This window comes from Limnohabitans sp. Rim28, from assembly GCF_000293865.2.
Classification (GTDB): Bacteria; Pseudomonadota; Gammaproteobacteria; order Burkholderiales; family Burkholderiaceae_C; genus Limnohabitans_A.
This window is the reverse complement of record NZ_ALKN02000005.1, coordinates 64,858-86,673: the sequence shown is the minus strand read 5'-3', so window position 1 is coordinate 86,673 and position 21,816 is coordinate 64,858. Positions and strand designations below refer to the sequence as shown.

Annotated in this window: 26 protein-coding genes; 10 read left to right on the top strand and 16 right to left on the bottom strand. The window is 60.1% G+C overall.

Going from position 1 to position 21,816, the window contains the following annotated elements; genetic code table 11:
• Positions 1–134: 134 nt before the first annotated feature.
• Both B472_RS07270 and B472_RS07265 read left to right on the top strand, forming a co-directional pair.
• Positions 135–818 carry a glutathione S-transferase family protein gene (locus B472_RS07270; protein WP_019426549.1) on the top strand — a complete coding sequence of 228 codons (684 nt, stop codon included), beginning with the start codon at positions 135–137 and terminating at the stop codon, positions 816–818.
• Between the two features lie 8 nt (positions 819–826).
• Positions 827–2,077, top strand: coding sequence for a multifunctional CCA addition/repair protein (locus B472_RS07265; RefSeq protein ID WP_019426548.1), 1,251 nt, complete (start codon positions 827–829; stop codon positions 2,075–2,077).
• Between the two features lie 10 nt (positions 2,078–2,087).
• Here B472_RS07265 and trxC read toward each other — a convergent pair whose 3' ends face one another.
• From trxC to B472_RS07240, 5 genes are all read right to left on the bottom strand, one after another.
• Positions 2,088–2,534 (bottom strand): thioredoxin TrxC, encoded by a 447-nt coding sequence (gene trxC, locus B472_RS07260; protein ID WP_019426547.1) that lies wholly within the window; start codon positions 2,532–2,534, stop codon positions 2,088–2,090.
• 95 nt (positions 2,535–2,629) lie between these two features.
• Complete coding sequence (infA, locus tag B472_RS07255) at positions 2,630–2,890, bottom strand: translation initiation factor IF-1 (protein ID WP_019426546.1); 261 nt, start codon at positions 2,888–2,890, stop codon at positions 2,630–2,632.
• A gap of 14 nt (positions 2,891–2,904) precedes the next feature.
• Positions 2,905–3,120, bottom strand: a complete 216-nt coding sequence (locus B472_RS07250) for a hypothetical protein (protein ID WP_231624533.1) — start codon at positions 3,118–3,120, stop codon at positions 2,905–2,907.
• A gap of 373 nt (positions 3,121–3,493) precedes the next feature.
• Entirely contained in the window at positions 3,494–3,688 is a 195-nt protein-coding gene (locus B472_RS07245; protein ID WP_019426544.1) for a DUF2905 domain-containing protein, read from the bottom strand.
• A gap of 18 nt (positions 3,689–3,706) precedes the next feature.
• Positions 3,707–4,864, bottom strand: a complete 1,158-nt coding sequence (locus tag B472_RS07240) for a class I SAM-dependent methyltransferase (RefSeq protein ID WP_019426543.1) — start codon at positions 4,862–4,864, stop codon at positions 3,707–3,709.
• Between the two features lie 77 nt (positions 4,865–4,941).
• On the opposite strand from B472_RS07240, the gene B472_RS07235 reads away from it, so the two are divergent.
• The 6 genes from B472_RS07235 to B472_RS07210 are packed head-to-tail and all read left to right on the top strand — an operon-like array spanning position 4,942 to position 8,727.
• Positions 4,942–5,715, top strand: coding sequence for an SDR family oxidoreductase (locus B472_RS07235; protein WP_019426542.1), 774 nt, complete (start codon positions 4,942–4,944; stop codon positions 5,713–5,715).
• On the top strand, positions 5,712–6,107 hold the full coding sequence (locus tag B472_RS07230) for a dihydroneopterin aldolase (protein WP_019426541.1): 396 nt from the start codon (positions 5,712–5,714) through the stop codon (positions 6,105–6,107). Before B472_RS07235 ends, B472_RS07230 begins: the two co-directional genes overlap by 4 nt.
• Complete coding sequence (locus B472_RS07225) at positions 6,104–6,475, top strand: dihydroneopterin aldolase (protein WP_019426540.1); 372 nt, start codon at positions 6,104–6,106, stop codon at positions 6,473–6,475. Before B472_RS07230 ends, B472_RS07225 begins: the two co-directional genes overlap by 4 nt.
• Before the next feature lie 5 nt (positions 6,476–6,480).
• Entirely contained in the window at positions 6,481–7,419 is a 939-nt protein-coding gene (ttcA, locus tag B472_RS07220) for a tRNA 2-thiocytidine(32) synthetase TtcA (protein ID WP_019426539.1), read from the top strand.
• 20 nt (positions 7,420–7,439) lie between these two features.
• Positions 7,440–8,069 (top strand): DUF4136 domain-containing protein, encoded by a 630-nt coding sequence (locus B472_RS07215; protein WP_019426538.1) that lies wholly within the window; start codon positions 7,440–7,442, stop codon positions 8,067–8,069.
• A 13-nt stretch (positions 8,070–8,082) separates the two neighbouring features.
• Complete coding sequence (locus B472_RS07210) at positions 8,083–8,727, top strand: histidine phosphatase family protein (RefSeq protein WP_019426537.1); 645 nt, start codon at positions 8,083–8,085, stop codon at positions 8,725–8,727.
• Here the strand turns inward: B472_RS07210 and htpX are convergent.
• The 11 genes from htpX to ruvA all read right to left on the bottom strand — a co-directional run bounded on the left by htpX (position 8,722) and on the right by ruvA (position 20,188).
• Complete coding sequence (gene htpX / locus B472_RS07205) at positions 8,722–9,597, bottom strand: protease HtpX (protein ID WP_026039460.1); 876 nt, start codon at positions 9,595–9,597, stop codon at positions 8,722–8,724. The two genes, B472_RS07210 and htpX, sit on opposite strands and share 6 nt — an antisense overlap.
• A gap of 70 nt (positions 9,598–9,667) precedes the next feature.
• Positions 9,668–10,444, bottom strand: a complete 777-nt coding sequence (locus B472_RS07200) for a DUF3025 domain-containing protein (protein ID WP_019426535.1) — start codon at positions 10,442–10,444, stop codon at positions 9,668–9,670.
• 47 nt (positions 10,445–10,491) lie between these two features.
• Positions 10,492–11,529, bottom strand: a complete 1,038-nt coding sequence (gene pyrC / locus B472_RS07195; protein ID WP_019426534.1) for a dihydroorotase — start codon at positions 11,527–11,529, stop codon at positions 10,492–10,494.
• Between the two features lie 154 nt (positions 11,530–11,683).
• Complete coding sequence (locus B472_RS07190) at positions 11,684–12,439, bottom strand: amino acid ABC transporter ATP-binding protein (RefSeq protein WP_019426533.1); 756 nt, start codon at positions 12,437–12,439, stop codon at positions 11,684–11,686.
• Positions 12,440–12,452: 13 nt separating this feature from the next.
• Positions 12,453–13,556 carry an amino acid ABC transporter permease gene (locus tag B472_RS07185; RefSeq protein WP_019426532.1) on the bottom strand — a complete coding sequence of 368 codons (1,104 nt, stop codon included), beginning with the start codon at positions 13,554–13,556 and terminating at the stop codon, positions 12,453–12,455.
• Position 13,557: 1 nt separating this feature from the next.
• On the bottom strand, positions 13,558–14,757 hold the full coding sequence (locus B472_RS07180) for an amino acid ABC transporter permease (RefSeq protein ID WP_192877857.1): 1,200 nt from the start codon (positions 14,755–14,757) through the stop codon (positions 13,558–13,560).
• Positions 14,758–14,840: 83 nt separating this feature from the next.
• Positions 14,841–15,869 carry an amino acid ABC transporter substrate-binding protein gene (locus B472_RS07175; RefSeq protein WP_019426530.1) on the bottom strand — a complete coding sequence of 343 codons (1,029 nt, stop codon included), beginning with the start codon at positions 15,867–15,869 and terminating at the stop codon, positions 14,841–14,843.
• Positions 15,870–16,150: 281 nt separating this feature from the next.
• Entirely contained in the window at positions 16,151–17,095 is a 945-nt protein-coding gene (locus tag B472_RS07170) for a LysR substrate-binding domain-containing protein (RefSeq protein WP_019426529.1), read from the bottom strand.
• A 7-nt stretch (positions 17,096–17,102) separates the two neighbouring features.
• Positions 17,103–18,512: an ATP-dependent RNA helicase DbpA gene (gene dbpA, locus B472_RS07165; protein ID WP_019426528.1), complete on the bottom strand. Its 1,410-nt coding sequence runs from the start codon at positions 18,510–18,512 to the stop codon at positions 17,103–17,105.
• A 41-nt stretch (positions 18,513–18,553) separates the two neighbouring features.
• Positions 18,554–19,600, bottom strand: a complete 1,047-nt coding sequence (ruvB, locus tag B472_RS07160) for a Holliday junction branch migration DNA helicase RuvB (protein WP_019426527.1) — start codon at positions 19,598–19,600, stop codon at positions 18,554–18,556.
• A 12-nt stretch (positions 19,601–19,612) separates the two neighbouring features.
• On the bottom strand, positions 19,613–20,188 hold the full coding sequence (gene ruvA / locus B472_RS07155) for a Holliday junction branch migration protein RuvA (protein WP_019426526.1): 576 nt from the start codon (positions 20,186–20,188) through the stop codon (positions 19,613–19,615).
• A gap of 93 nt (positions 20,189–20,281) precedes the next feature.
• Between ruvA and B472_RS07150 the strand changes: the two genes are divergently transcribed.
• Together B472_RS07150 and ybeY are read left to right on the top strand one after the other, a co-directional pair.
• Complete coding sequence (locus tag B472_RS07150; RefSeq protein WP_026039459.1) at positions 20,282–21,262, top strand: PhoH family protein; 981 nt, start codon at positions 20,282–20,284, stop codon at positions 21,260–21,262.
• Between the two features lie 64 nt (positions 21,263–21,326).
• The gene (ybeY, locus tag B472_RS07145) at positions 21,327–21,782 is read left to right on the top strand and encodes an rRNA maturation RNase YbeY (protein ID WP_019426524.1); all 456 of its coding nucleotides are present in this window, start codon (positions 21,327–21,329) and stop codon (positions 21,780–21,782) included.
• Positions 21,783–21,816 lie beyond the last annotated feature (34 nt).

Sequence of the window (21,816 nt, the reverse complement as noted above, 5' to 3'; positions counted from 1 at the left end):
GCGACGGGTTCCTCATGACGGGGTACCGAAAATCGTCACCCGCCGCATGCCCTCACACACCTTAGCGGTGCAATATGCGCCTCGTCTGCAGCCGTGACCGCTAACATGTGGGCTCTGATTGACGGGAGAAAACAATGATCCAGCTTTACATCGCCAACAAAAACTACTCGTCCTGGTCCATGCGCCCCTGGGTGATGCTGCGCCAGGCGGGCATTGACTTTGAAGAGGTCTTGGTGCGCTTTGACAGCTTTGCGCCCGACTCGCAGTTCAAGGCCGCGCTCAAAGACGTCAACCCGGTGGGCAAGGTGCCCGTGCTGGTGCACGACGGTCTGGCCGTGTGGGACACGCTGGCGATTGCGGAATATGTGGCCGAACAGTTTCCAGACCAGCAGCTTTGGCCACAGGACCGCGCTGCCCGAGCACGCGCCCGCAGCATCTGCGCCGAGATGCACAGCGGCTTCATGGCCTTGCGCAGTGCCTGCCCCATGAACATCGAAGCGCATCTGCCCGAGATTGGCGCTTTGGCCCTGCGCGATAAACCTGCTGTGCGTGCTGACCTGAACCGCATTTGCAGCCTGTGGAGCGGTCTGCTGGCAGAGCACGGCGGCCCCATGCTGTTTGGTCACTTCACCATCGCCGACGCCTACTTCGCCCCAGTGGTCATGCGCCTCAAAACCTACGCCCTGCCCGTACCGGCCGATGTGGCCGCTTACATGGACCGCGTGTGCGCCCTGCCCGGCGTGAAGGCCTGGATCGACGAGGCAATGGCCGAGCAGGACTTCATCGACTTTGAAGAGCCTTTCCGGCTCCAACGCTGAGGGCCATCATGGGCGTTTTTGTCGTTGGCGGTGCAGTGCGTGATGCCTTGATGGGCCAGACCGTGAATGACCGCGACTGGGTGGTGGTGGGCAGCACCCCCGAAGCCATGAGCGCCCAGGGCTTCATCCCCGTCGGCAAGGACTTTCCTGTTTTTTTGCATCCACAGACCCGCGAAGAATATGCCTTGGCCCGCACCGAGCGCAAAACGGCCCGGGGCTACAAGGGCTTTGCGGTGCAGGCTGCGCCCAACGTCACCCTTGAAGAAGACTTGGCGCGGCGCGACCTCACGGTGAACGCCATGGCCGTGCCGGAGGCGCTGGCGCACGCGCTGCCCAGCACCTGGGCTGGCCACATCATTGACCCCCATGGCGGCCAGGCTGACCTGAACCACAAGGTGCTGCGCCATGTGACCGGGGCCTTTGCCGAAGACCCGGTGCGGATCCTGCGCGTGGCGCGCTTGGCGGCGCGCTTTGCCGACTTCAGTGTGGCCGACGAGACAATGGTGCTGATGCGCCAAATGGTGGATCACGGCGAGGCCAACCACCTGGTGCCCGAGCGCGTTTGGCAGGAGTTGAGCAAGGGGCTGATGAGCGAGAAGCCTTCTCGCATGTTCGCGGTGCTGCGCGAGTGCGGCGCGCTCCAAGTCTTGCTGCCCGAGCTGGACCGTCTGTGGGGCGTGCCCCAGCGCCCCGAATACCACCCCGAAATCGACACGGGCGTGCACATGATGTTGGTGATGGACATGGCGGCCAGGTTGAACATGCCGCTGGCCGTGCGCGTGGCCTGCCTGATGCACGACCTGGGCAAAGGCAGCACCCCTGCCGACGTGCTGCCGCGCCACATCGGCCACGAAGGCCGCAGCGTGAAGCTTTTGCAACAAGTTTGCGAACGCCTGCGCGTACCCAACGACTGCAAAGAACTCGCCGATGTGGTGGCGCGGGAGCACGGCAACATCCACCGCAGTGGGGACTTGAATGCCGAAGCCGTGATGCGCTTGCTGGAACGCTGCGATGCGATCCGTCAACCCGAACGTTTTGCACAGGTGCTGCAAGCCTGCGAATGCGATGCGCGGGGGCGGCTGGGGTTTGAAGAAACGGCTTACCCACAGGCAGCACGTTTACAGCAGGCACAAAAAGCGGCGCTGTCCGTCGAGACCGCGCCGATTGCACAAGCAGCGGCGGCTGCAGGTCTCAAAGGCGCGCAAATTGGCGCGCAGATCGCCCAGGCCCGCGTCAAGGCCATTGCGCACGTGTTGTAAGTGCGTCAGCTCAAAGGTGAGAGCGCGCCCAATCGGCGATGTCTTGCGCCGTGCGAAATGCCCCAGCTTGGCGGGCGACTTCTTGACCGCCGACAAACAAAGCGAGTGTGGGAATACTGCGGATGTTGAAGCGGGCAGCGATGGCTTGCGCCTCTTCGGTGTTGAGTTTGGCCACCCGCACTTGGGGTTCCAAAAGACCCGCTGCCTGCTCGTAGGCCGGGGCCATCATGCGGCAAGGCCCACACCAAGAGGCCCAAAAGTCCACCAACACCGGGATTTGATTGCGGCCGATGTGCTTGTCAAAGCTGGCTGCATCCAGCGCCAGCGGGTGTCCTGCAAACAAGTTTTGGTGGCATTGCCCGCAATCGGGTGTGTTGTGCAGATCGGCCACACGCACGCGGTTGGTGGTGTGGCAGTGCGGACAAACAATGTGCAAGGCGTCGGCTGAAACGGTCATGGATTCCCCTGTATTTCAAAAACACTTGGGGGCCATGCTCTGCGATTCAAGAGCCTTGCGCGTTGACGCAGGTCAACGCAAAGAAGCGACCAGGATCAGCGTGCGGGTGGGCGGCGAGGCGCCATCGGTGCACGTCCAGCCAAGTGACGGAAGCTGATGCGGCCTTTGCTCAGGTCATAAGGCGACAACTCCAGCGTCACGCGGTCTCCCGCCAAAATGCGGATGTGGTTCTTGCGCATCTTGCCAGCGGAATAAGCAATCAATTGATGGCCGTTGTCCAGCGTCACGCGAAAACGGGTGTCGGGCAACACCTCGTTGACCACGCCCATCAATTCAATCAGTTCTTCTTTAGCCATTTAAAACGTCTTTCTCAAAGCAGGATCGGTTTTGTCGTCTGGCGCTCCACCCACAACATGCCTTCATCGAGGGCGTATTGACTGGCGGCGGCAGGCGTCGCAAATTCAGGCACAAAACGCATCACGCGGTCGGTGCTGGCGCTGCCGCGGCCACTGGCCACAGACACTTGCGCGCCAAATGCGCCATTGGGCAAAGCCCTGGAGCACGGTTGAATTCGGAATTTTCCCATGGAGATGGGTTGGTGTGAACAATAAAAGGTAGTCATGTATTTTAACGAAGGGGGTCGAACCGCACACAAGGCCCTCTAGGGGGCTGTTTGGCGGAACGGTTCTTGGCATGTCCTGCTGCCAAAAAGCTCCCTCGAATGCCAGCTGCAAAGCTTGGCGAACAACCGCACCGTGCAGAGGTGCATGAAAAGGGAAGCAAAAAATCGTCTGGGCCCAGCTTAGAAAGCATGGCGGGCGATGTGCACAGTGGAGGACAAGACTGGCATCCCTCTGCCGGGATGCGCTATCGGCTCAGCAAGAGCGAGATGGGCATAAGTCGCCAATGGCGTGACGCACTGTAACACGTTCGTGTTGCAAGCCCTTGGAGACGCCCAGTCAGATCCAACGGGCAATGGCGGCCGCCAACAGGCTGAGCAACAAGGTGCTGGTCAAGGGAATGAACCATTCCCGCCCAAAAAGACGGAACCGAAAGTCGCCGGGCAAACGCCCAAAGCCGAATTTCTGCAGCCACTTTTGCAAACCACTGAAAATGATCAGGGCCAGAAACACCACGATGAGCCAGCGCAACATAGCTTGCCTGGGTGCCGTTTACAGGCGGTGCGAGCGGTCGCCCCGGGCAAAGCCCTGAGCGGCCCAATCGGACGACGTGGCGAACCCGACCACTTTGAACAACTCGCCCATTTCGTGCTCGTTGATGAGGCGCTGGGCCTGGCTGCGTTCGGGCAAAGAGGCCTCGGCCATGCGCTCGGCCAGGCCCAGATTGAGCAAGAACCAGGCTTGGCTGGCGTAGCCCAGCACATTCAGCCCCGCGTTTTGCCCGGCCAAGGCCACCCCGGTGAAGTTCACATGGGCCGTGATGTCTTTTTGGCCCACTGCCACCAAGGGGTTGTCGTCGGCCTGGTGCAGTTGGTGGCACATCACGGTGCCCATGTGGCGCTGGGGGTGAAAGTATTCGCCCTCGGGAAAGCCGTAATCCAGAAAAAACGCCGCGCCACCCCGCCCAGCCAGCATGCGCTCGGCCAAGCTGGCGATGAAGGCTTCGGCCTGAGGGTGGATCTCGGTCAAGTAATCGTGCTCGCCCTCAATCTCAACAGGCGGACGCAAATCGGTGAGCCGGTCTTGCCAAGCCCATGTTTCCCCGGCGCTGACCACACCCCGCTCGTGCCAGACACCCTGCGTTCTTTGCAAGAGCTGTACCGGCATGGCGTCGAGCACCTCGTTGCCCACCACCACGCCTTCGATGGCGTCGGGCCAGGCGTCGAGCCAGCGCACTTTGTCGGCGTGCTTCAACAAGGTATCGGCCTGACGGGCGCGCAAAGTGCCCGACAAATCGATGAGGGTGTAACGGCGCACCGCATCGCCCAGGCTGTCCAGCAGTTGCAGGGCCAGTGCCCCGGTGCCCGCGCCAAACTCCCAGACCTCATCGCTGCCCGTGGCTTGCAGCGCCTGGCGCACCTGCACGGCCAAGGTTTGGCCAAACAGCGGGGACATGCCCGGCGCGGTCACAAAGTCGCTGCCCGAAGCGGGCATGGCCCCGAATTTTTGCAGCGCATTGGCGTAGTACCCCAAGCCAGGTTCGTACAAGGCCATGGCCATGAAACGGTCAAACCCGATCCAGCCACCGGCTTGGGCAATGGCCTGGTGGATACGCGGGGTCAATTCAGCAGGGGGATGGGGATTCGGCAAGCTCACGCGCTGATTGTCGCCGAAGGCGTACGGGGGTTTGCCGGGGCACCGGGGGTCCATTCCATGGCTTGCCCGATAATTCAGGCCTTTGTCACTTTGGATGTTCTGGCGCAGTCCCCTCTGCCCAGCCCCCCTTCATGAAACAAGTTCTGGTCACCGGAGGCGCTCATCGCCTGGGCGCAGAGATCGTTCGCCAATTTGCGGCGGCGGGCTGGCGCGTGTGGTGCCATTACCAACGCTCGGCCGATGCGGCCAAGGCGCTGCAGGCGGAACTGCAGGCCGCTGGGGGCTTGGTTGAATGCGTGCAAGCCGATTTGGCACAAAGCGCACAAGTCGAACAGATGATGGCGCACATCGCGCAAAGCCACGGCCCGCTCGACTGCGTGGTCAACAACGCTTCGCTGTTCGAGCCGGACGAGGGCACCGACATGGACTTGCCCGGTGCGCGCCAGCAAATCGAGGTGAATTTGATCGCGCCCATGTTGATGGCCTCACTCATGGCGCAGCAAACCTCGCCCAAGGCCACGCCCGGCCAGCGCAGCGTGGTCCACATCCTGGACCAGAAGGTGTTCAACCTGAACCCGGACTATTTTTCATACACCGTATCCAAACTGGCGCTCGAGCGTGCCGTGGCCTTGCAGGCGCAGGCCTTGGCCCCCTTGCGGGTGTGCGGCGTGGCCCCAGGCCTGATGTTTTTGAGCGGCCCGCAAACCCAGGAGAACTTTGACCGCGCCAGCCGCGTGAACCTGCTGCGCGAGCCGATCGACCCGGCGCAGGTGGCGGCCACCTGCCTGTTTCTGGCGCAAAACCCCTGCATCACCGGCACCACGGTGTGTGTGGACAACGGCCAGCACCTGGTGCCTTTGGCGCGGGATGTGATGTTTTTGGCCGACCCGAAAGGTGCTGCATGAGCGATCTGATGACACCATTGGCGCTGAACTGCCGCCGCCTGTTTTTACGCAACCACACGGTGGACGTGCGCATCGGTGCGCACGACTTTGAAAAGCTCGGCCCCCAGCGGATCGTCTTCAATGTGGAGCTGTTCGTGCCCTACAGCGCGTCCACACCGACGCAAGACGATCTGGCCGAGGTGGTGGACTACGATTTCATCCGCGAGGTGATTGCACAGCGGGTGGCCCAAGGCCACATCGTTTTGCAAGAGACCTTGTGCGACGACCTGATGCGCGAGCTGATCGCCCACCCGCAGGTGCAGGCGGTGCGCCTGTCCAGCTGCAAACCCGATGTGTACCCGGACTGCGAAGCGGTTGGGGTGGAAATTTTCCAGACCAAATCTTCCAGATGAAAACCCCTGCTGGCCATCAAACCTTGGAGCTGACCGGTTTGCGCTTTGACGCCAACCTGGGCATCCTCGAACACGAAAAAACCGATCCCCAGCCGATCCAGGTGGACGCCGAATTGAACCTGGGTACGCAACCCCTGCTGCCCAGCGACGACGACATCCACTCGGTGCTGGACTACCGCAAAGTGCGCAAAATCATCATCGATGAATGCACGGCTGAGCACATCAACCTGCTGGAAACGCTGATTGGCAAAGTCTCCAACCGCCTGATGCAGTTGCCCGGCGTTTTGGGCGTGCGCGTCAAGATTGCCAAACTTGAAATTTTTGAAGACTGCGAAGTGGCCATTCGCATGGAAACCGGACAGTGGTGAACCTCATGAACACAGACACAGAAGCAGACAACGCCTGGGTACAAGCACAAGCCGAATCAGAGGCCGCCAAAGCCATCAAGATCGAACGCGAAACCCACAAGCTCGAAAAACGCCTGTGCCGCCAAATGGGCCAGGCCATCAGCGACTTCAACCTGATCGAGGCAGGCGACCGCATCATGGTCTGCATGTCCGGCGGCAAGGACAGTTACGGCATGCTCGACATCTTGCTCAAGATGAAGGCCCGTGCGCCGGTCGACTTCGAATTGGTCGCGGTCAACCTGGACCAAAAGCAACCAGGGTTTCCCGAGCACATCCTGCCCGCCTACCTCAAAGAGCTGGGCGTGGAGTTCCACATCGAGACGCAAGACACGTATTCGATCGTGAAGGACAAGATCCCCGAAGGCAAAACCATGTGCAGCCTGTGCAGCCGACTGCGCCGGGGCATTTTGTACCGCGTGGCACGTGAATTGAAGTGCAACAAACTGGCGCTCGGCCACCACCGCGACGACATGCTGCAGACCTTCTTTTTGAACATGTTCTTTGGCGGCAAGCTCAAGGGCATGCCGCCGAAGCTGGTCAGTGACAACGGCGAGTTCATGGTGATCCGCCCGCTGGCCTATGTGGCCGAGTCCGACCTGATCCGTTGGGCAGCGCACCGACAGTTCCCCATCATCCCCTGCACACTGTGTGGCAGCCAAGAGAATTTGCAACGCCTGCAGGTGGGCAACATGCTGCGCGAGTGGCAAAAGAAGCACCCTGGCCGGATTGAAAACATGTTTTCGGCCTTGCAAAATGTCGTGCCCTCGCATCTGATGGACGCCAAATTGCACGGCTTCAAGGATCTGAAAATCACGGGCATCGAATCAGACGACGGCGATAAGGCTTTTGACGAGGAAGAGTTCAAGGAATCCGCCTTGCCAGGCATCCAGGTCATTTCCATCTGAACCACCAAGAGAGCATCTTCATGAACACGATCGTTCGGCGTTTTTTGTTGGCCTTGGCCGCAGCGACCTTGGGTCTGCTGTCGGGCTGTGCTTCGATGCGCCTGATCGACAGCGATGTGGTGTCGGTGGCGGCGGTGCCGCCCGGCATGAGCCTGCTAGGGGCCACCTACCGTTTTGAGCGCCTCCCCTCTCAAGCCAGCAACCCGGAAGCGGGCTTGGCCGAACAACAAGCCCAAGCCGCCATGACCGCCGTGGGCCTGGTGCGCGACGATGCGGGGGCCCAATTGAGTGTGTTGGTGGGCTTCGGGGGCAACCGCTACTTGGCCGACCCTTGGGGCCGACCGCTCGCCCCAGGTTGGGCACCTTATGGCAGCATCGCCGTGGGTTCGGGCTTTGGCGGTGGATTTGGACCGCACATTGGCGTGGGCATGGGCATGCGCTTTCCGCCACCCACCCATTACCGACGCGATGTGAGCCTGATCATGCGCGACTTGAAGTCGGGCCAGGTGGTGTACGAAACCCGGGCCAGCCACTCGGGTCCATGGAGTGACAGCGTCCCGATTTTTGCCACACTGTTTCAAGCCGCCCTGGCCAATTTCCCCAACCCGCCAGCGGGCTTACGGCGGGTCAACATTGAATTGCCGCGCTGAGCGGTTCAGGCCCATGGACTTCACCCGAATTTTGGCGATTCGCCACGGAGAAACCGCTTGGAACGTGGAGACACGCCTCCAAGGTCATTTGGACATTCCACTCAACGACACCGGGCTGCTGCAGGCCGATCGCTTGGCACGCGCATTGACGGGTCGTGAAACGGTGGATGCCATTTATGCCAGTGACTTGTCACGGGCGCACACCACGGCACAAGCCCTGGCCAATGCCGTGGGACAGACTGTGCGTACGCATGTGGGTTTGCGCGAACGGCATTTTGGTGTTTTTCAAGGACACACCTTTTCCGAAGTCGAAGCGGAGTGGCCCGAGCACGCTGTGCAATGGCGCAAACGCACACCCGAGTGGACGCCACCTGGCGGCGGCGAATCACTGCTGGTGTTGCATCAGCGCATCATGAACAGCGTGAACGAGTTGGCCGCCCAACACACCGGGCAACAAATTGTGTTGGTGGCCCATGGCGGTGTGCTCGACATCTTGTATCGCGCGGCCACCCGCCTGGACCATCAGGCCCCTCGCACTTGGTCGCTCACCAACACCGCAGTCAACCGCTTGTTATGGACACCTGAAGGCCTGTCCTTGGTGGGATGGGGAGACACATCCCACCTGGACGCACTGGCCAAAGACGAAACGTCTTTATGAGGCGCTGTTTTGCAGCGCAGCGATCCGCTCTTCAATCGGCGGGTGGGTGCTGAACAGCTGACCGATGCCCCCCGCAATGCCCATGGCCGCCATGGTCTTGGGCAACTCGGCCGTGTGCACACCGCCCAAACGGGCCAGGGCATTGATCATGGGCTGCTTGCGGCCCATCAGCTGGGCCGCGCCGGAATCCGCGCGGAACTCGCGCTGGCGGCTGAACCAGGCCACGATGATCGCCGCCACAAAGCCCAGCAGAATGTCCATCACGATGGTGGTGATGTAGTAACCCATGCCAGGCCCGGTGTTTTCGCTGTCACCCTTGCGCAAGAAACTGTCCACCGCATAACCCACCACGCGCGAGATGAACACCACAAAGGTGTTCATCACACCCTGGATCAAGGTCATGGTGACCATGTCACCGTTGGCAATGTGCGCCACTTCATGGGCGATCACCGCCTCGACTTCCTCGTGCGTCATGTTTTGCAACAAGCCGGTCGACACCGCCACCAGCGCCGAATCGCGGAAAGCGCCGGTGGCAAATGCGTTGGGGTCACCCTCAAAGATGCCGACTTCGGGCATGCCGATGCCGGACTTGTCGGCAAACTTGCGCACCGTGTCCAGGATCCAGGCTTCATCGGCATTGGCAGGCTGGGTGATGACCTTGACGCCGGATGTCCACTTGGCCATGGGCTTGCTGATGAGCAAGGAAATGATGGCGCCGCCAAAACCCATGATCAGCGCAAAACCAAGCAGTGCGCCCAAGTTCAGGCCATTGGCCGTCAGGAATCGGTTGACGCCCAGCAGGTTGGCCACAATGCCCAGCACGACCACCACAGCCAGGTTGGTCATGACAAAAAGAAAAATGCGTTTCATGTTGAGTTTCACTTTCAGCCCGAAATACGCGGGCACGTGGGATTGAATATTAGGGTCTCAAAATACAAATTCAAGACAGTGCTTCGTAATCCTGATCGGCGTGTGGTTTTTCAATGGGGGATGGACGCCGTTTGGGCCTGAAAACGGTGGGGTCGGCGTAAAAAGAAGGGTTTTCGTTGTCGGGCCACCAACCGGGCAAGCCCAGCAGGGGCAAAGGACTGAAGGGTTTTTGCGACAACTTGGTCTCGGTCAAGTCTTGCGCCAACCAAGCATCGATGTCTTGTGACGGCACACCCAGCGGCACACGCCACATGTGCACTGTGATCGACTTGTAGGGCTGCACGGCTTTTTCTAACGCAGCATGGCCAAAGGCCCAAACGCGTGTGTGCGCCCACTCACTTCTCAATCCCATGAAGGCGTCAGCCCATCGGTGACCAGTCAGCGCCTCCCACAATGCGTCAGACGGCTGAACCAGCAAAGCATTTTCATCGAACACGGTCGCCGCATCGCGGACTTTGCCGCGCACTTGGCCCACACCAGCGCGGGCGATTTCATGGGCTTGCAGCTGGTTCAAACGTTTTTTGGTCAAGGGGAAATGCATCCAGCACAAGGCATTGAAAAAGTCGTGCAAGCCTTCACGGGTGGGCACTTGGCCCCTGGCAAAGATGAAGTCTTCATAGGCCTGACCTTCTGGCAAGTCGTCTTGGGGCACAAAACGCACGGAGGCACGGCGGGCTGCATTCAAAGCTTGGTGCTGGGGGCAACCCGTGGCCACTTGCTGGGCGATGGGCTCTCCCACAGCGCGCCAGTCGGCCAGCCAGGGCGCTTGCCAATCGATGTCACTCACACGCAGGGCCGTAGCGGCTGCGCAGCGACGACCAGCACGGTGGGGATTCAGGCGCTCAGCAGTCGCCACGGCAGCGCCTCGCCGGAACGCAAGGGCTTGAGTTCGGCCTCGCCAAACGCGTAGCTCTCGGGGGGCGTCCAGTTTTCACGGCGCAAAGTGATGCGGTCTGTGTTGCGTGGCAAGCCATAAAAATCGGCCCCAAACAAACTGGCAAACCCCTCCAGCTTGTCCAAAGCACCCGCCTGGTCAAAGGCCTCGGCGTACATCTCCATGGCGGCATGCGCCGTGTAGCAACCGGCACAGCCTGTGGCGTGCTCTTTCAAGTGGGCCGGATGGGGCGCACTGTCGGTGCCCAAAAAGAAGCGTGGGTCGCCCGAGATGGCGGCTTGCACCAGCGCCTGGCGGTGCGTCTCGCGCTTGAGCACAGGCAGGCAGTAGTAATGCGGGCGAATGCCCCCCGTGAAGATGGCATTGCGGTTGTACAGCAAATGGTGCACCGTGATGGTCGCTGCCAAGTGGCTGTCGGCCGCAGACACGTACTGCACCGCCTCCGAGGTCGTGATGTGTTCCATCACGATTTTGAGCGCCGGAAAGTCCCGGCGCAAAGGCATCAAGTGCCGCTCAATGAACACCGCTTCGCGGTCGAACAGGTCGATGTCGGACGTGGTCACTTCGCCATGCACCAAGAGCAGCACGCCTTCGCGCTGCATGGCTTCGAGCACAGGGTAAATCTTGCGCAGATCGGTCACACCCGCGTCGCTGTTGGTCGTGGCACCAGCGGGGTACAACTTGCACGCCACCACGCCTGCGGCTTTGGCACGGGCGATCTCTGCCGGGTCCAGGTTGTCGGTGAGGTACAAGGTCATCAGTGGCTCAAAGGCCATGCCCCGGGGCACAGCGGCCAAGATGCGCTTTTTGTAAGCCAACGCCTGCTCTGCCGTGGTCACCGGCGGCTTGAGGTTGGGCATGATGATGGCGCGGGCAAATTGTGCAGCGGTGTGGGGCACCACCACGTCCAGGGCGGCGCCATCGCGCACATGCAGGTGCCAGTCGTCGGGGCGAGTGAGGGTCAGTTCTTGGGTCATGGGGCGTATTGTCGCAAACCTACTGGTAGGTCATTGGGGTTCACTTGATTGGAACCAGAGTTGGGGTCACGGGCCGGGCTCATACTCGCAAGCTCGCCAAATCGCCCCAACCCGTGACCCCAACTCTGGTGCGAACGTTTGCGGTGGAATACGCTCAATGCCCGAGTATCTTGGACAAAAAGTCTTGCGCCCGATCGGTTTGCGGCGCATCAAAGAATTGCTGGGGCGGGGCTTGCTCAACCACCTGACCTTGGTCCATGAAGATCACGCGGTCGGCCACCGCTTTGGCAAAGCCCATTTCGTGCGTGACGCACAGCATGGTCATGCCCTGGCTGGTCAACTCGATCATCACGTCCAGCACTTCCTTGATCATCTCAGGGTCGAGGGCCGAGGTGGGCTCATCGAACAGCATGATCTTGGGGGTCAGGCACAACGCACGGGCAATGGCCACGCGCTGCTGCTGGCCGCCGGACAACTGCAGCGGGTACTTGTGGGCATGCTCGGCAATGCGCACACGCTCCAGTTGCACCATGGCTTTGTCGATGGCTTCTTTGCGGGGCATCTTGGCCACCCAAGTGGGTGACAAGATCAGGTTTTCCATCACCGTCAGGTGCGGGAACAGGTTGAACTGCTGGAACACCATGCCGACTTCGCGGCGCACTTGGTCGATGCCCTTGAGGTCATCGCCCAAAACGGTGCCGTCCACGGTGAGGGTGCCTTCCTGGTATTCCTCCAGGGCGTTGATGCAGCGGATCAGGGTGGATTTGCCCGAACCCGAGGGGCCACAAATGACCACTTTTTCGCCTTTGGCGAACTGCAGGTTGACGTCGCGCAGCACGTGGTAGCCATTGCTGGCATACCACTTGTTCACGCCTTTGAATTCAATGATGGGGGTCGCGTTGGAGGTCATAGGTGTCTTTCGTTCAGCGGACTTTGCTCACGGCCGTGCGCTCTTCGATCCACAGGCTGTAGCGCGACATGGCAAAGCAGAACGCGAAATAAATGAAGGTGATGAAGAGGTAGGCTTCGATCTTGAAGGGGCGCCAGTCGGCGTCCGAGTTGAGCGCAAGACCCAAAGCTCCGGTCAGCTCATAGAGGGACACGATGGTGACCAGCGATGTGTCCTTGAACAGGCCGATGAAGGTGTTCATGATGGACGGCACCACGGTGGCCAAGGCTTGCGGCAAAACAATCATGCGCTGGGTCTGCCAATAAGTCAGGCCCAAAGTGGCTGCAGCTTCGGTTTGTCCCTTGGGCAAAGCCTGCAGACCACCGCGAATCACCTCGGCCATGTAAGCTGCCGAAAACAGCGTGATGCCCACCACCACGCGCACCAGCACGTCGATCTTCACGCCCTCGGGCATGAACAAGGGCAGCATGAACGAGGCCATGAACAGCACGGTGATCAGCGGCACGCCACGGATCAGTTCGACATACAGGGTGCACAAAGCCTTGATGGCGGGCATGTTGGAGCGACGCCCTAAAGCCACAAAAATGGCCAAGGGAAACGCCAAGGTCATGGAAATCACGGTCAGCATCACCGTGAGCGGAAAGCCGCCCCACTGGTCGGTGTCGACGTCGGTCAGACCGAAAAATCCGCCCTTCATGAGCACAAAGTAAACCACCAACATCAGGGCCCAGATCAAGGGCAGTGATTTGTTCCAAAAACGCGGCATGCAGCTGATGACCACCACACCCAACATCAAAGCGGTCGCGATCACCGGCCGCCAATGCTCGGCTTCAGGGTAGCGGCCCATCACGATCAAGCGGCCTTTTTCGGTGATCACACCCCAGCAAGCGCCGACACCGCGAACTTCATTGCAAGCCTGCAAATTGGCCCCGAACACCGCTTGCACCACCGCCCAGTCCATGGACGAATACAAGAGCCACAAACACACAGCCAACAACACCACCGACAAGAGGCTGTTGCCAACGCTGGAAAACAAGTTGGCCCGAAACCAGGCACCTAGGCCTGCGCTGCGACCCGGCATGGGCCGCGCTTCACTGGATTTGAAAACCATGGTCATGTCAGCGCTCCTGAATGGCGGCACTGGCGTTGAACCAGTTCATGAGCGCCGAGGTAATGAGGGACAGGGTCAAGTAAACCAACATCACAATCGACAGGGCCTCGATGGCGCGCCCCGTTTGGTTGAGTGTGGTGTTGGCGATCGACACCAGTTCAGGGTAGCCGATGGCCACGGCCAAAGAGGAGTTCTTGGTCAGGTTGAGGTACTGGCTGGTCAGCGGCGGAATGATCACCCGCAAAGCCTGCGGCAACACCACCAGGCGCATGGACTGGTTTTTGGTCAAGCCCAAAGAGGCTGCGGCCTCATGCTGACCCAAAGACACCGACGCGATGCCCGAACGGACCACTTCGGCAATGAAAGCTGCCGTGTAAAACACCAAGCCAAACAGCAAGGCCATGAACTCGGGGCTGAAGGCGCCACCGTCTTCGATTTGGAAATCGCCCACTTTGGGCAGATCCCACTCCGCAGGTGCACCACCGGCCAGCCAGCCCAAAACGGCCATGCCCAAAATGGCGGCCAAAACCACCCCGAAGACAGGTCGCGCATGGCCCGTGCGGTCAAAGTGTGCCCGTGCCAAATGCCGATAATACAGCCCGAACACCAGGCCCAAAACCGCCCCGACCAAGGCCAGTGTTTGGCCCAACTGCCAGACGGGCCAAGGGAAAGAAATACCGTTTTTGCTGAGGTAAAAGTGGCCCGCATTCCAGGCGTTGTCCAAGTCGGGCAAAGCTTCAGCAAACACCAAATACCAAATCAGCAACTGCAAATAGACCGGCACATTGCGGAAGAACTCCACAAAGGCATAGCAAATCTTTTGCACCAAAAAGTTGGCCGAAAACCGGCCCACGCCAATCAACACCCCGAGCACGGTGGCCAAGGCAATGCCAATGATGGCCACCTTCAGGGTGTTGAGCATGCCGATCGCAAACGCCACAAAGTACGAACTGTTGTGCGCGTAATCGATCACCGTTTCGCTGATGTCAAAGCCAAACGGTTGAAATAAAAAATCGTAACCGCTTTGGATGCCGCGCAAACGCATGTTGGCGAGGGTATTGCGCACCAACAAAGCCACCAGCGCAAAAGCCGACAAAAGCGCCACGACCTGGTAGATGACCGATCGCCCTTCGCGGCTGCGCCACGAAATCGACCGGTTTTTCTTGTCGGGTGAGGGTCTGGCCTCAATCATAGAAAAATGGGACATGCTAGCTGCCTGAATAAAAACGGTTTGGCAAAAAATACGCCCCAAGAAGGGGCGTATTCAGAGCCTTCAAAAGAGGCAGGACATCAACGTAGCGGTGCCGAGTACAGCAAGCCGCCCTGATTCCACTGACGGTTCATGCCGCGGGGCAGGTTGATGGAGGTCTTGGGGCCCACATTGCGCTCAAAAATCTCACCGTAGTTGCCGGTGACTTTGATCGCGCGGTAGAGCCACTCTTTGTCCAGGCCCAAATGCTTGCCCAAATCTTCCGTCGCGCCGAGCAAACGACCGACTTGCGGGTTGTCGCTGGACTTCATTTGGTCAGCATTGGCTTGGGTGATGCCGTACTCTTCGGCTTCGATCAAACCAGCCAACACCCACTTGTTGATGGCCAACCACTCGTCGTCACCGCGGCGAACCATGGGGCCCAAGGGCTCTTTGGAGACCAGGTCGGGCAAGATCACGTGGGCGGCTGGGTCCTTGGCTTCTTTGGCACGCACAGAGGCCAAGCCGGAGGTGTCGGTGGTGTAAGCCTGGCAACGGCCCGCGAAGTAAGCACCGGTAGCGGCTTCCACTTTCTCAAACACCACAGGCTTCAGGTTGAGCTTGTTGGCGCGCGAGTAATCGGTCAGGTTTTTCTCTGTCGTGGTGCCGGACTGCACGCAGACGGTGGCGCCCTTGAGCTGCTTGGCGCTGGTGATCTTGCCTTTGGGAACCATGAAGCCTTGGCCGTCGTAGTAGTTCACGCCGGCAAAGTGCAGACCCAAGGAAGCGTCACGGCTGAGCGTGCTGGTGCTGTTGCGGGCCAACACATCGATTTCGCCAGACTGCAAGGCTGTAAAGCGCTGCTGGGCGGTCAGGGGCACGTACTTGACTTTGGTGGCGTCGCTCAAAACGGCAGCCGCCACAGCACGGCAGTGGTCCACATCGAGACCCGACCAGTTGCCGCTGGAGTCAGCGGCCGAAAACCCTGCCAAACCTGTGTTGACACCACAAACAATTTGACCGCGCTGCTTGATTTGGTCAAGTGTCTTGCCGGCCATCGCGGATGTGCCTGCCAACAAACCGGCTGTCGCCAGAACGGTACCGATCACGGTGTGTGCATATTTCTTCATGGGTTGAATCCTCTTTAGAACGGTTGAGCGGCAAAAAGCCACTCCCAGATTAGATGACAAATCCGGACTTGGATGGCCTAGGTAAGTACCCTAGGGCTTTTGATGGACAAGGGTTTTGGCTGGATATGCACCAAGTTGACGCATCACCACAACCTCCACACCGGTCTTTTGCACAAAGCGTGCCTGTCCAGTCAAGTGGGTGAATATAGCCTGTTCTGAGGCCTGTTCTGCTCAGGTTTTCCCTGACCATCAAGCCACAAACATTAACAAAAGATGAACGCTTAACGAGACGAATGAATGGGGCCCGTGCTTTGGGTCAAATGCTGCCAAAGCAGATGCGCCGGACTGGGTGTTGTGGGTTGAGAGAACGGTTTTTCGCGATAAGCCCGCACCTCCATGTTGAGCGCCAGCGCCTGCCCTTCCGGCAGCGTCATCTCGACCAGCGCACCCGCTTGCACTTCTTTTTTCACCGCGCTTCGGGGCAAGAAAGCCACGCCATGTCCCTCCAAAGCCATCACCTTCAAACCCTCGGCCATGTCCGTTTCGTAAACCCGCTCCAAATGCACCGGCGTGCCAGCCTGCTTCAAAATCCAGTCGGTGATCTCACCCAAATAAGCGCCTGGCGCATAGCCCAAATAAGGCAATGGCTTGGCCGCAAGACCCGGCAAGCTGAACAGCGCACGACCATCCGGGCGAGCAGGGGCGTAGGGCGCCAAGACCTCATGCCCCAACACCACCATGTCATAACGATCGGGGTCAATTTGCAACGGCAGCGACGGGTGGTGGTATGCGATCAGCACATCACACCCGCCCTCGGCCATGCGCATGGCCGCATCGTGCACATTGAGGGCGCTCAATCGGCTTTTGATCGGGCCAAAACTCTCACGCAAAGCCGCCATCCAAGCCGGAAAGAAAGTGAAAGCCAAGGTGTGGGGCACCGCAAACTGGATAAAGTCTTTCCCCACTGCGTTGTGGCCTCGCAGCATGGCCCGGGTGTTTTGCAGCGCCTGCAGCATCTCGAGTGCCTGCGCATACAAGGTCACGCCCGCTGGCGTGAGTTGGGTGGGGTAAGAGCTTCTGTCCACCAAGTTGGCCCCCGCCCAAGCTTCGAGCGACTGGATACGGCGAGAAAACGCTGGTTGCGTGACATGGCGCAGCTGCGCCGAACGGCTGAAACTGCGGGTTTCAGCCAAGCTCACAAAGTCTTCCAGCCACTTGGTTTCCATAAACGCCTCAGAGCAATCGCACTTTCACACTTTTGCCTTTGATCTTGCCGTGCGACAGCTGCGCCTCGACCTTTTTGGCCAAGGCCGCTTGCACCGCCACATAGGTCGAAAACTCATTCACATTGATTTTGCCAACCTGCTCTCGCGTCAGGCCGCATTCGCCCGCCAGCGCGCCCATCACGTCACCCGCACGAATCTTTTCCTTGCGTCCACCCACAATTTGCAGCGTGCGCATGGGTGGTTGCAGCAGCCCACCGCCAGCAGGCGTCAGGCCGGACAAGGGCTCCCAATTGGATTCGCGGCCCTGCATCACCTCGATCTTGCCGACCGCGCCCATCTCGTCCATGCTGGCCAAAGTCAGCGCCAGGCCTTCGGCATCGCCCCTGCCGGTGCGGCCAATGCGGTGGATGTGGATGTCTGCATCAGGCGTCACATCGACATTGATGACCGCCTCCAGCCCTTGCACGTCCAGCCCGCGCGAAGCCACATCGGTGGCCACCAACACCGAGCAGCTGCGGTTGGCAAACTGCACCAGCACCTGATCGCGCTCGCGCTGCTCCAACTCACCAAACAGCGCCAGCGCGCTGTAGCCTTGGGCCTGCAGCACCGCCACCAAGTCGCGGCACTGCTGCTTGGTGTTGCAAAAGGCCAGCGTGCGCTCAGGGCGGAAATGCGCCAACAGTTTGGACACGGCATCGAGCCGCTGGCTTTCGCTCACCTCGTAGAACACCTGACGAATTTTGTGGGCGCTGTGCTGCGCCTCGACCTTGACGGTTTGCGGCGACCGCATGAACTGGGCCGCCAATTTGGCAATGCCTTCAGGGTAGGTGGCCGAAAACAGCAAGGTCTGGCGGTCTTTGGCGCATTGGCGCACCACCTTGGCGATGTCGTCGAAAAAGCCCATGTCCAGCATGCGGTCGGCTTCGTCCAGCACCAGCGTGTTCACACCTGCCAAACTCAGCGAGCCGCGCTCCAGGTGGTCCAAGATGCGGCCAGGTGTGCCCACCACCACATCGGCCCCGTGCTCCAGACTCAGGGTTTGGCCACGCAGCGCCACGCCGCCGCACAGGGTGACGACTTTCACATTCTGGCGGGCACGGGCCAAGCGGCGGATTTCTTGCGTGACCTGGTCGGCCAATTCGCGGGTGGGGCACAAAATCACGGCTTGGATGGCGGCGCTGGGCGAGCCGGCCGTTTGCAGTCGCTCGATCAAGGGCAGGCCAAAGGCGGCGGTTTTGCCACTGCCCGTGCTGGCTTGGGCGATCAAATCTTGCCCCGCCAGAGCCAGGGGCAAACTGGCCGCTTGGATGGGCGTCATCTGGATGTAGCCCAATTGCACCAGGTTTTGCAGAGTGGCCTGGGCCAGTTTCAGCTGGGCAAAGCCAGTCGATGTCGCGTCTTGAGGGGTTTCATTCATGGTGTGATTATCGGGGCCAAGTCGGTGCCCAGACCCTTGGATCACTGCCCAAAATTTTTCGGAGGCGTGACACCCAAATGCCTGAAGGCGGCCAATGTGGCGATGCGTCCGCGCGGCGTGCGCTGCAAATAGCCCTGTTGAATCAAATACGGCTCGATCACGTCTTCGATCGTGTCGCGCTCCTCACCAATGCTGGCGGCGATGTTGTCCAGTCCCACGGGGCCGCCGTCAAAACGGTGGATCACGGCCTCCAGCAGTTTGCGGTCCATCAGGTCAAAGCCTTCCGGGTCTACATCCAGCATGACCAAGGCTTTTTGGGCCAAGCCTTTGTCGATGGTGCCATCGCCCTTGACGTCTGCATAGTCTCGCACCCGGCGCAACAAGCGATTGGCGATGCGCGGCGTACCGCGTGAACGGCGGGCGATCTCAAACGAGCCCTCCGGGTCAATCGGCGCCTTGAGCAAACCGGCGCTCCGGGTCACGATGCGGGTCAGCTCTTCGGGGGTGTAAAACTCCAGCCGCGACACGATGCCAAAACGGTCGCGCAGTGGGTTGGTCAGCATGCCGGCGCGGGTGGTCGCGCCCACCAGGGTGAAGGGCTGCAAGTCCAGCTTGATGCTGCGTGCCGCCGGGCCCTCGCCGATCATGATGTCGATCTGGTAGTCCTCCAGCGCCGGGTACAAAATCTCCTCAACGACGGGCGAGAGGCGGTGGATCTCGTCGATGAAGAGCACATCGTTGCGCTCCAGGTTGGTCAGCAGCGCCGCCAAATCTTTGGGCTTTTCGAGCACCGGGCCACTGGTCTGGCGCAGGTTCACGCCCAGCTCGGCGGCGATGATGTGGCTGAGCGTGGTCTTGCCCAAGCCCGGCGGGCCAAACAGCAGCACATGGTCCAGCGGCTCTTCGCGCATCTTGGCCGCGCTGATGAAAATCTCCAGCTGCTCACGCACCTTCACCTGACCGACGTATTCATCCAGCAGCTTGGGGCGCAGGGCGCGCTCAATGGCTTCTTCTTGGTGGGAAACAGGGGCCGCTGAAATGACCCGAGGTTCGGGTTGCGGGGCAAAGTCGTCGGTGCGGATGCTCATGGCTCAGTTCACTTATTTGTTCAAGGCTTTGAGCGCCAACTTGATGCCCTCGCTCACGCCCACATCGGCAGGCAGGCTCTTGAGGGCCGCAGCGGCTTCTTTGTCGTTGTAGCCCAGCGCAACAAGGGCTTGCTGGATGTCGCTTTGCGCATCGGAGGTATTGACCGCAAACAAACCGCCCAGGTCTCCGCCCAACTTGCCTTTGAGCTCCAGCAGCAATCGCTCGGCGGTCTTTTTGCCGATACCGGGTACTTTGACCAAGCGACCCACTTCTTGGGTGGTGATGGCCTGTGCCAGATCGGTCACGCTCATGCCCGACAACACGCTCAAAGCGGTTCGCGGCCCCACGCCGGAAATTTTGATGAGCTGGCGAAAAGCCTCGCGCTCACCCAGGGTGGCAAAGCCGTACAAGATTTGCGCGTCTTCGCGCACCACAAAGTGCGTGACCAGACTGACTTTTTCACCCGTGGCGGGCAGGTTGTAGAACGTGCTCATGGGCACATTCACCTCGTAGCCCACACCATGGCAGTCCACCACCACCTCCGGTGGGTTTTTGTCGCTCAGGATGCCGGTGAGTTTGCCAATCATGGTGGGGGACGCCTTAAATGCCTTGGATGGGAGAAAATGCGCTTTCGCCCGGGCCACACTGGCCAAAAACCGCGCACAGCTAGGATTATCAACTTGATCGTCAGACACACCTTCACGCCGCACAACAACACCCGCCTGTCTCACCTGTGTGGCCCCATGGATGCGCACCTGCGCACCATCGAAGCGGGTTTGCAGGTGGGCATCGCGCACCGGCACGAGCAGTTCAAGGTGGACGGGCCCAAGGCCGTGGCCATGCGGGCTATGGAGATTTTGCAGGCCATCTACGAGCGGGCTGACCGTCCGATTTCGCCCGACATGGTGCAGCTCATGCTGGTGGGCGACAGCGGGGGCGAAGAAGCCGACCTGCCCGCACTGCAAACCCGCCGTGCCGACCTGAAGGCCCGCACGCCTGTCCAGGCCGCTTATCTGGAGAGCATTGCCACCCACGACATCAGCTTTGGTATTGGCCCAGCGGGAACGGGCAAAACCTACCTGGCCGTGGCCTGCGCGGTGGATGCGCTGGAACGCGCGAGCGTGCAGCGCATTGTGCTGACACGCCCAGCGGTAGAAGCCGGTGAGCGCCTGGGCTTTTTGCCGGGCGACTTGTCGCAAAAAGTCGACCCGTACCTGCGCCCCCTCTATGACGCGCTGTACGACCTGATGGGTTACGACAAAGTACAAAAAGCCTTCGAACGCAACGCCATCGAAATCGCGCCACTGGCCTTCATGCGCGGTCGCACGCTGAACAACGCCTTTGTGATCCTGGACGAAGCGCAAAACACCAGCACCGAGCAAATGAAAATGTTTTTGACACGCATTGGCTTTGGTGCCAAGGCCGTGGTCACGGGCGATGTGAGCCAGATCGATCTGCCCAAAGGACAACTGAGTGGATTGATTGATGCCGAGCGTGTGCTGAAGCGCGTCAAAGGCATCGCCTTCACGCGCTTTAGCAGCGCCGATGTGGTGCGCCACCCGCTGGTGGCCCGCATTGTCGATGCGTACGAAGCACAAGGCAGTGCCCCCATGCGGGCAGGGATCAGCACCCGGCGCAAAGCTCTGGACAGCGGCGACTGAAATCTCGGCACGACTTGAACGCGCCGCACCCCACCACCTTGACACACCGATTTTCTCTTTGCCCATGCCCTTGCAACAACTTCAACTGTCCCTGCAATTCGGTGACATTCCCGATGCGGCGCGCCACCGCGCCGCCCTGCCGCGCCACGCCGTCACGCGCGCCATCCGCCATGCGCTGGCCGATGACGCAGAAATCACGGTGCGCATCGTGGGCGAAGAAGAAGGGCGTTCCCTGAACCAGGGTTACCGCAAAAAAAACTACGCCACCAACGTGCTGACCTTTGATTACCAGCAAGAACCGGTGGTGATGGCCGACTTGGTGCTGTGCGCTCCCGTGGTGGCCAGAGAGGCGAAAGCGCAAGGCAAAACGCTGGCAGCGCATTACGCACATTTGCTGGTGCACGGCACGCTGCACGCGCAAGGCTGGGACCACGAAACCAGCACCCTTGACGCCGAAGAGATGGAAGCCTATGAAATCGCCATCTTGGCCGGTTTGGGTCTGAAGAATCCCTACCTGTAAACACTCAGAACGGCTTGCGCTGCAGGCCGCTCAA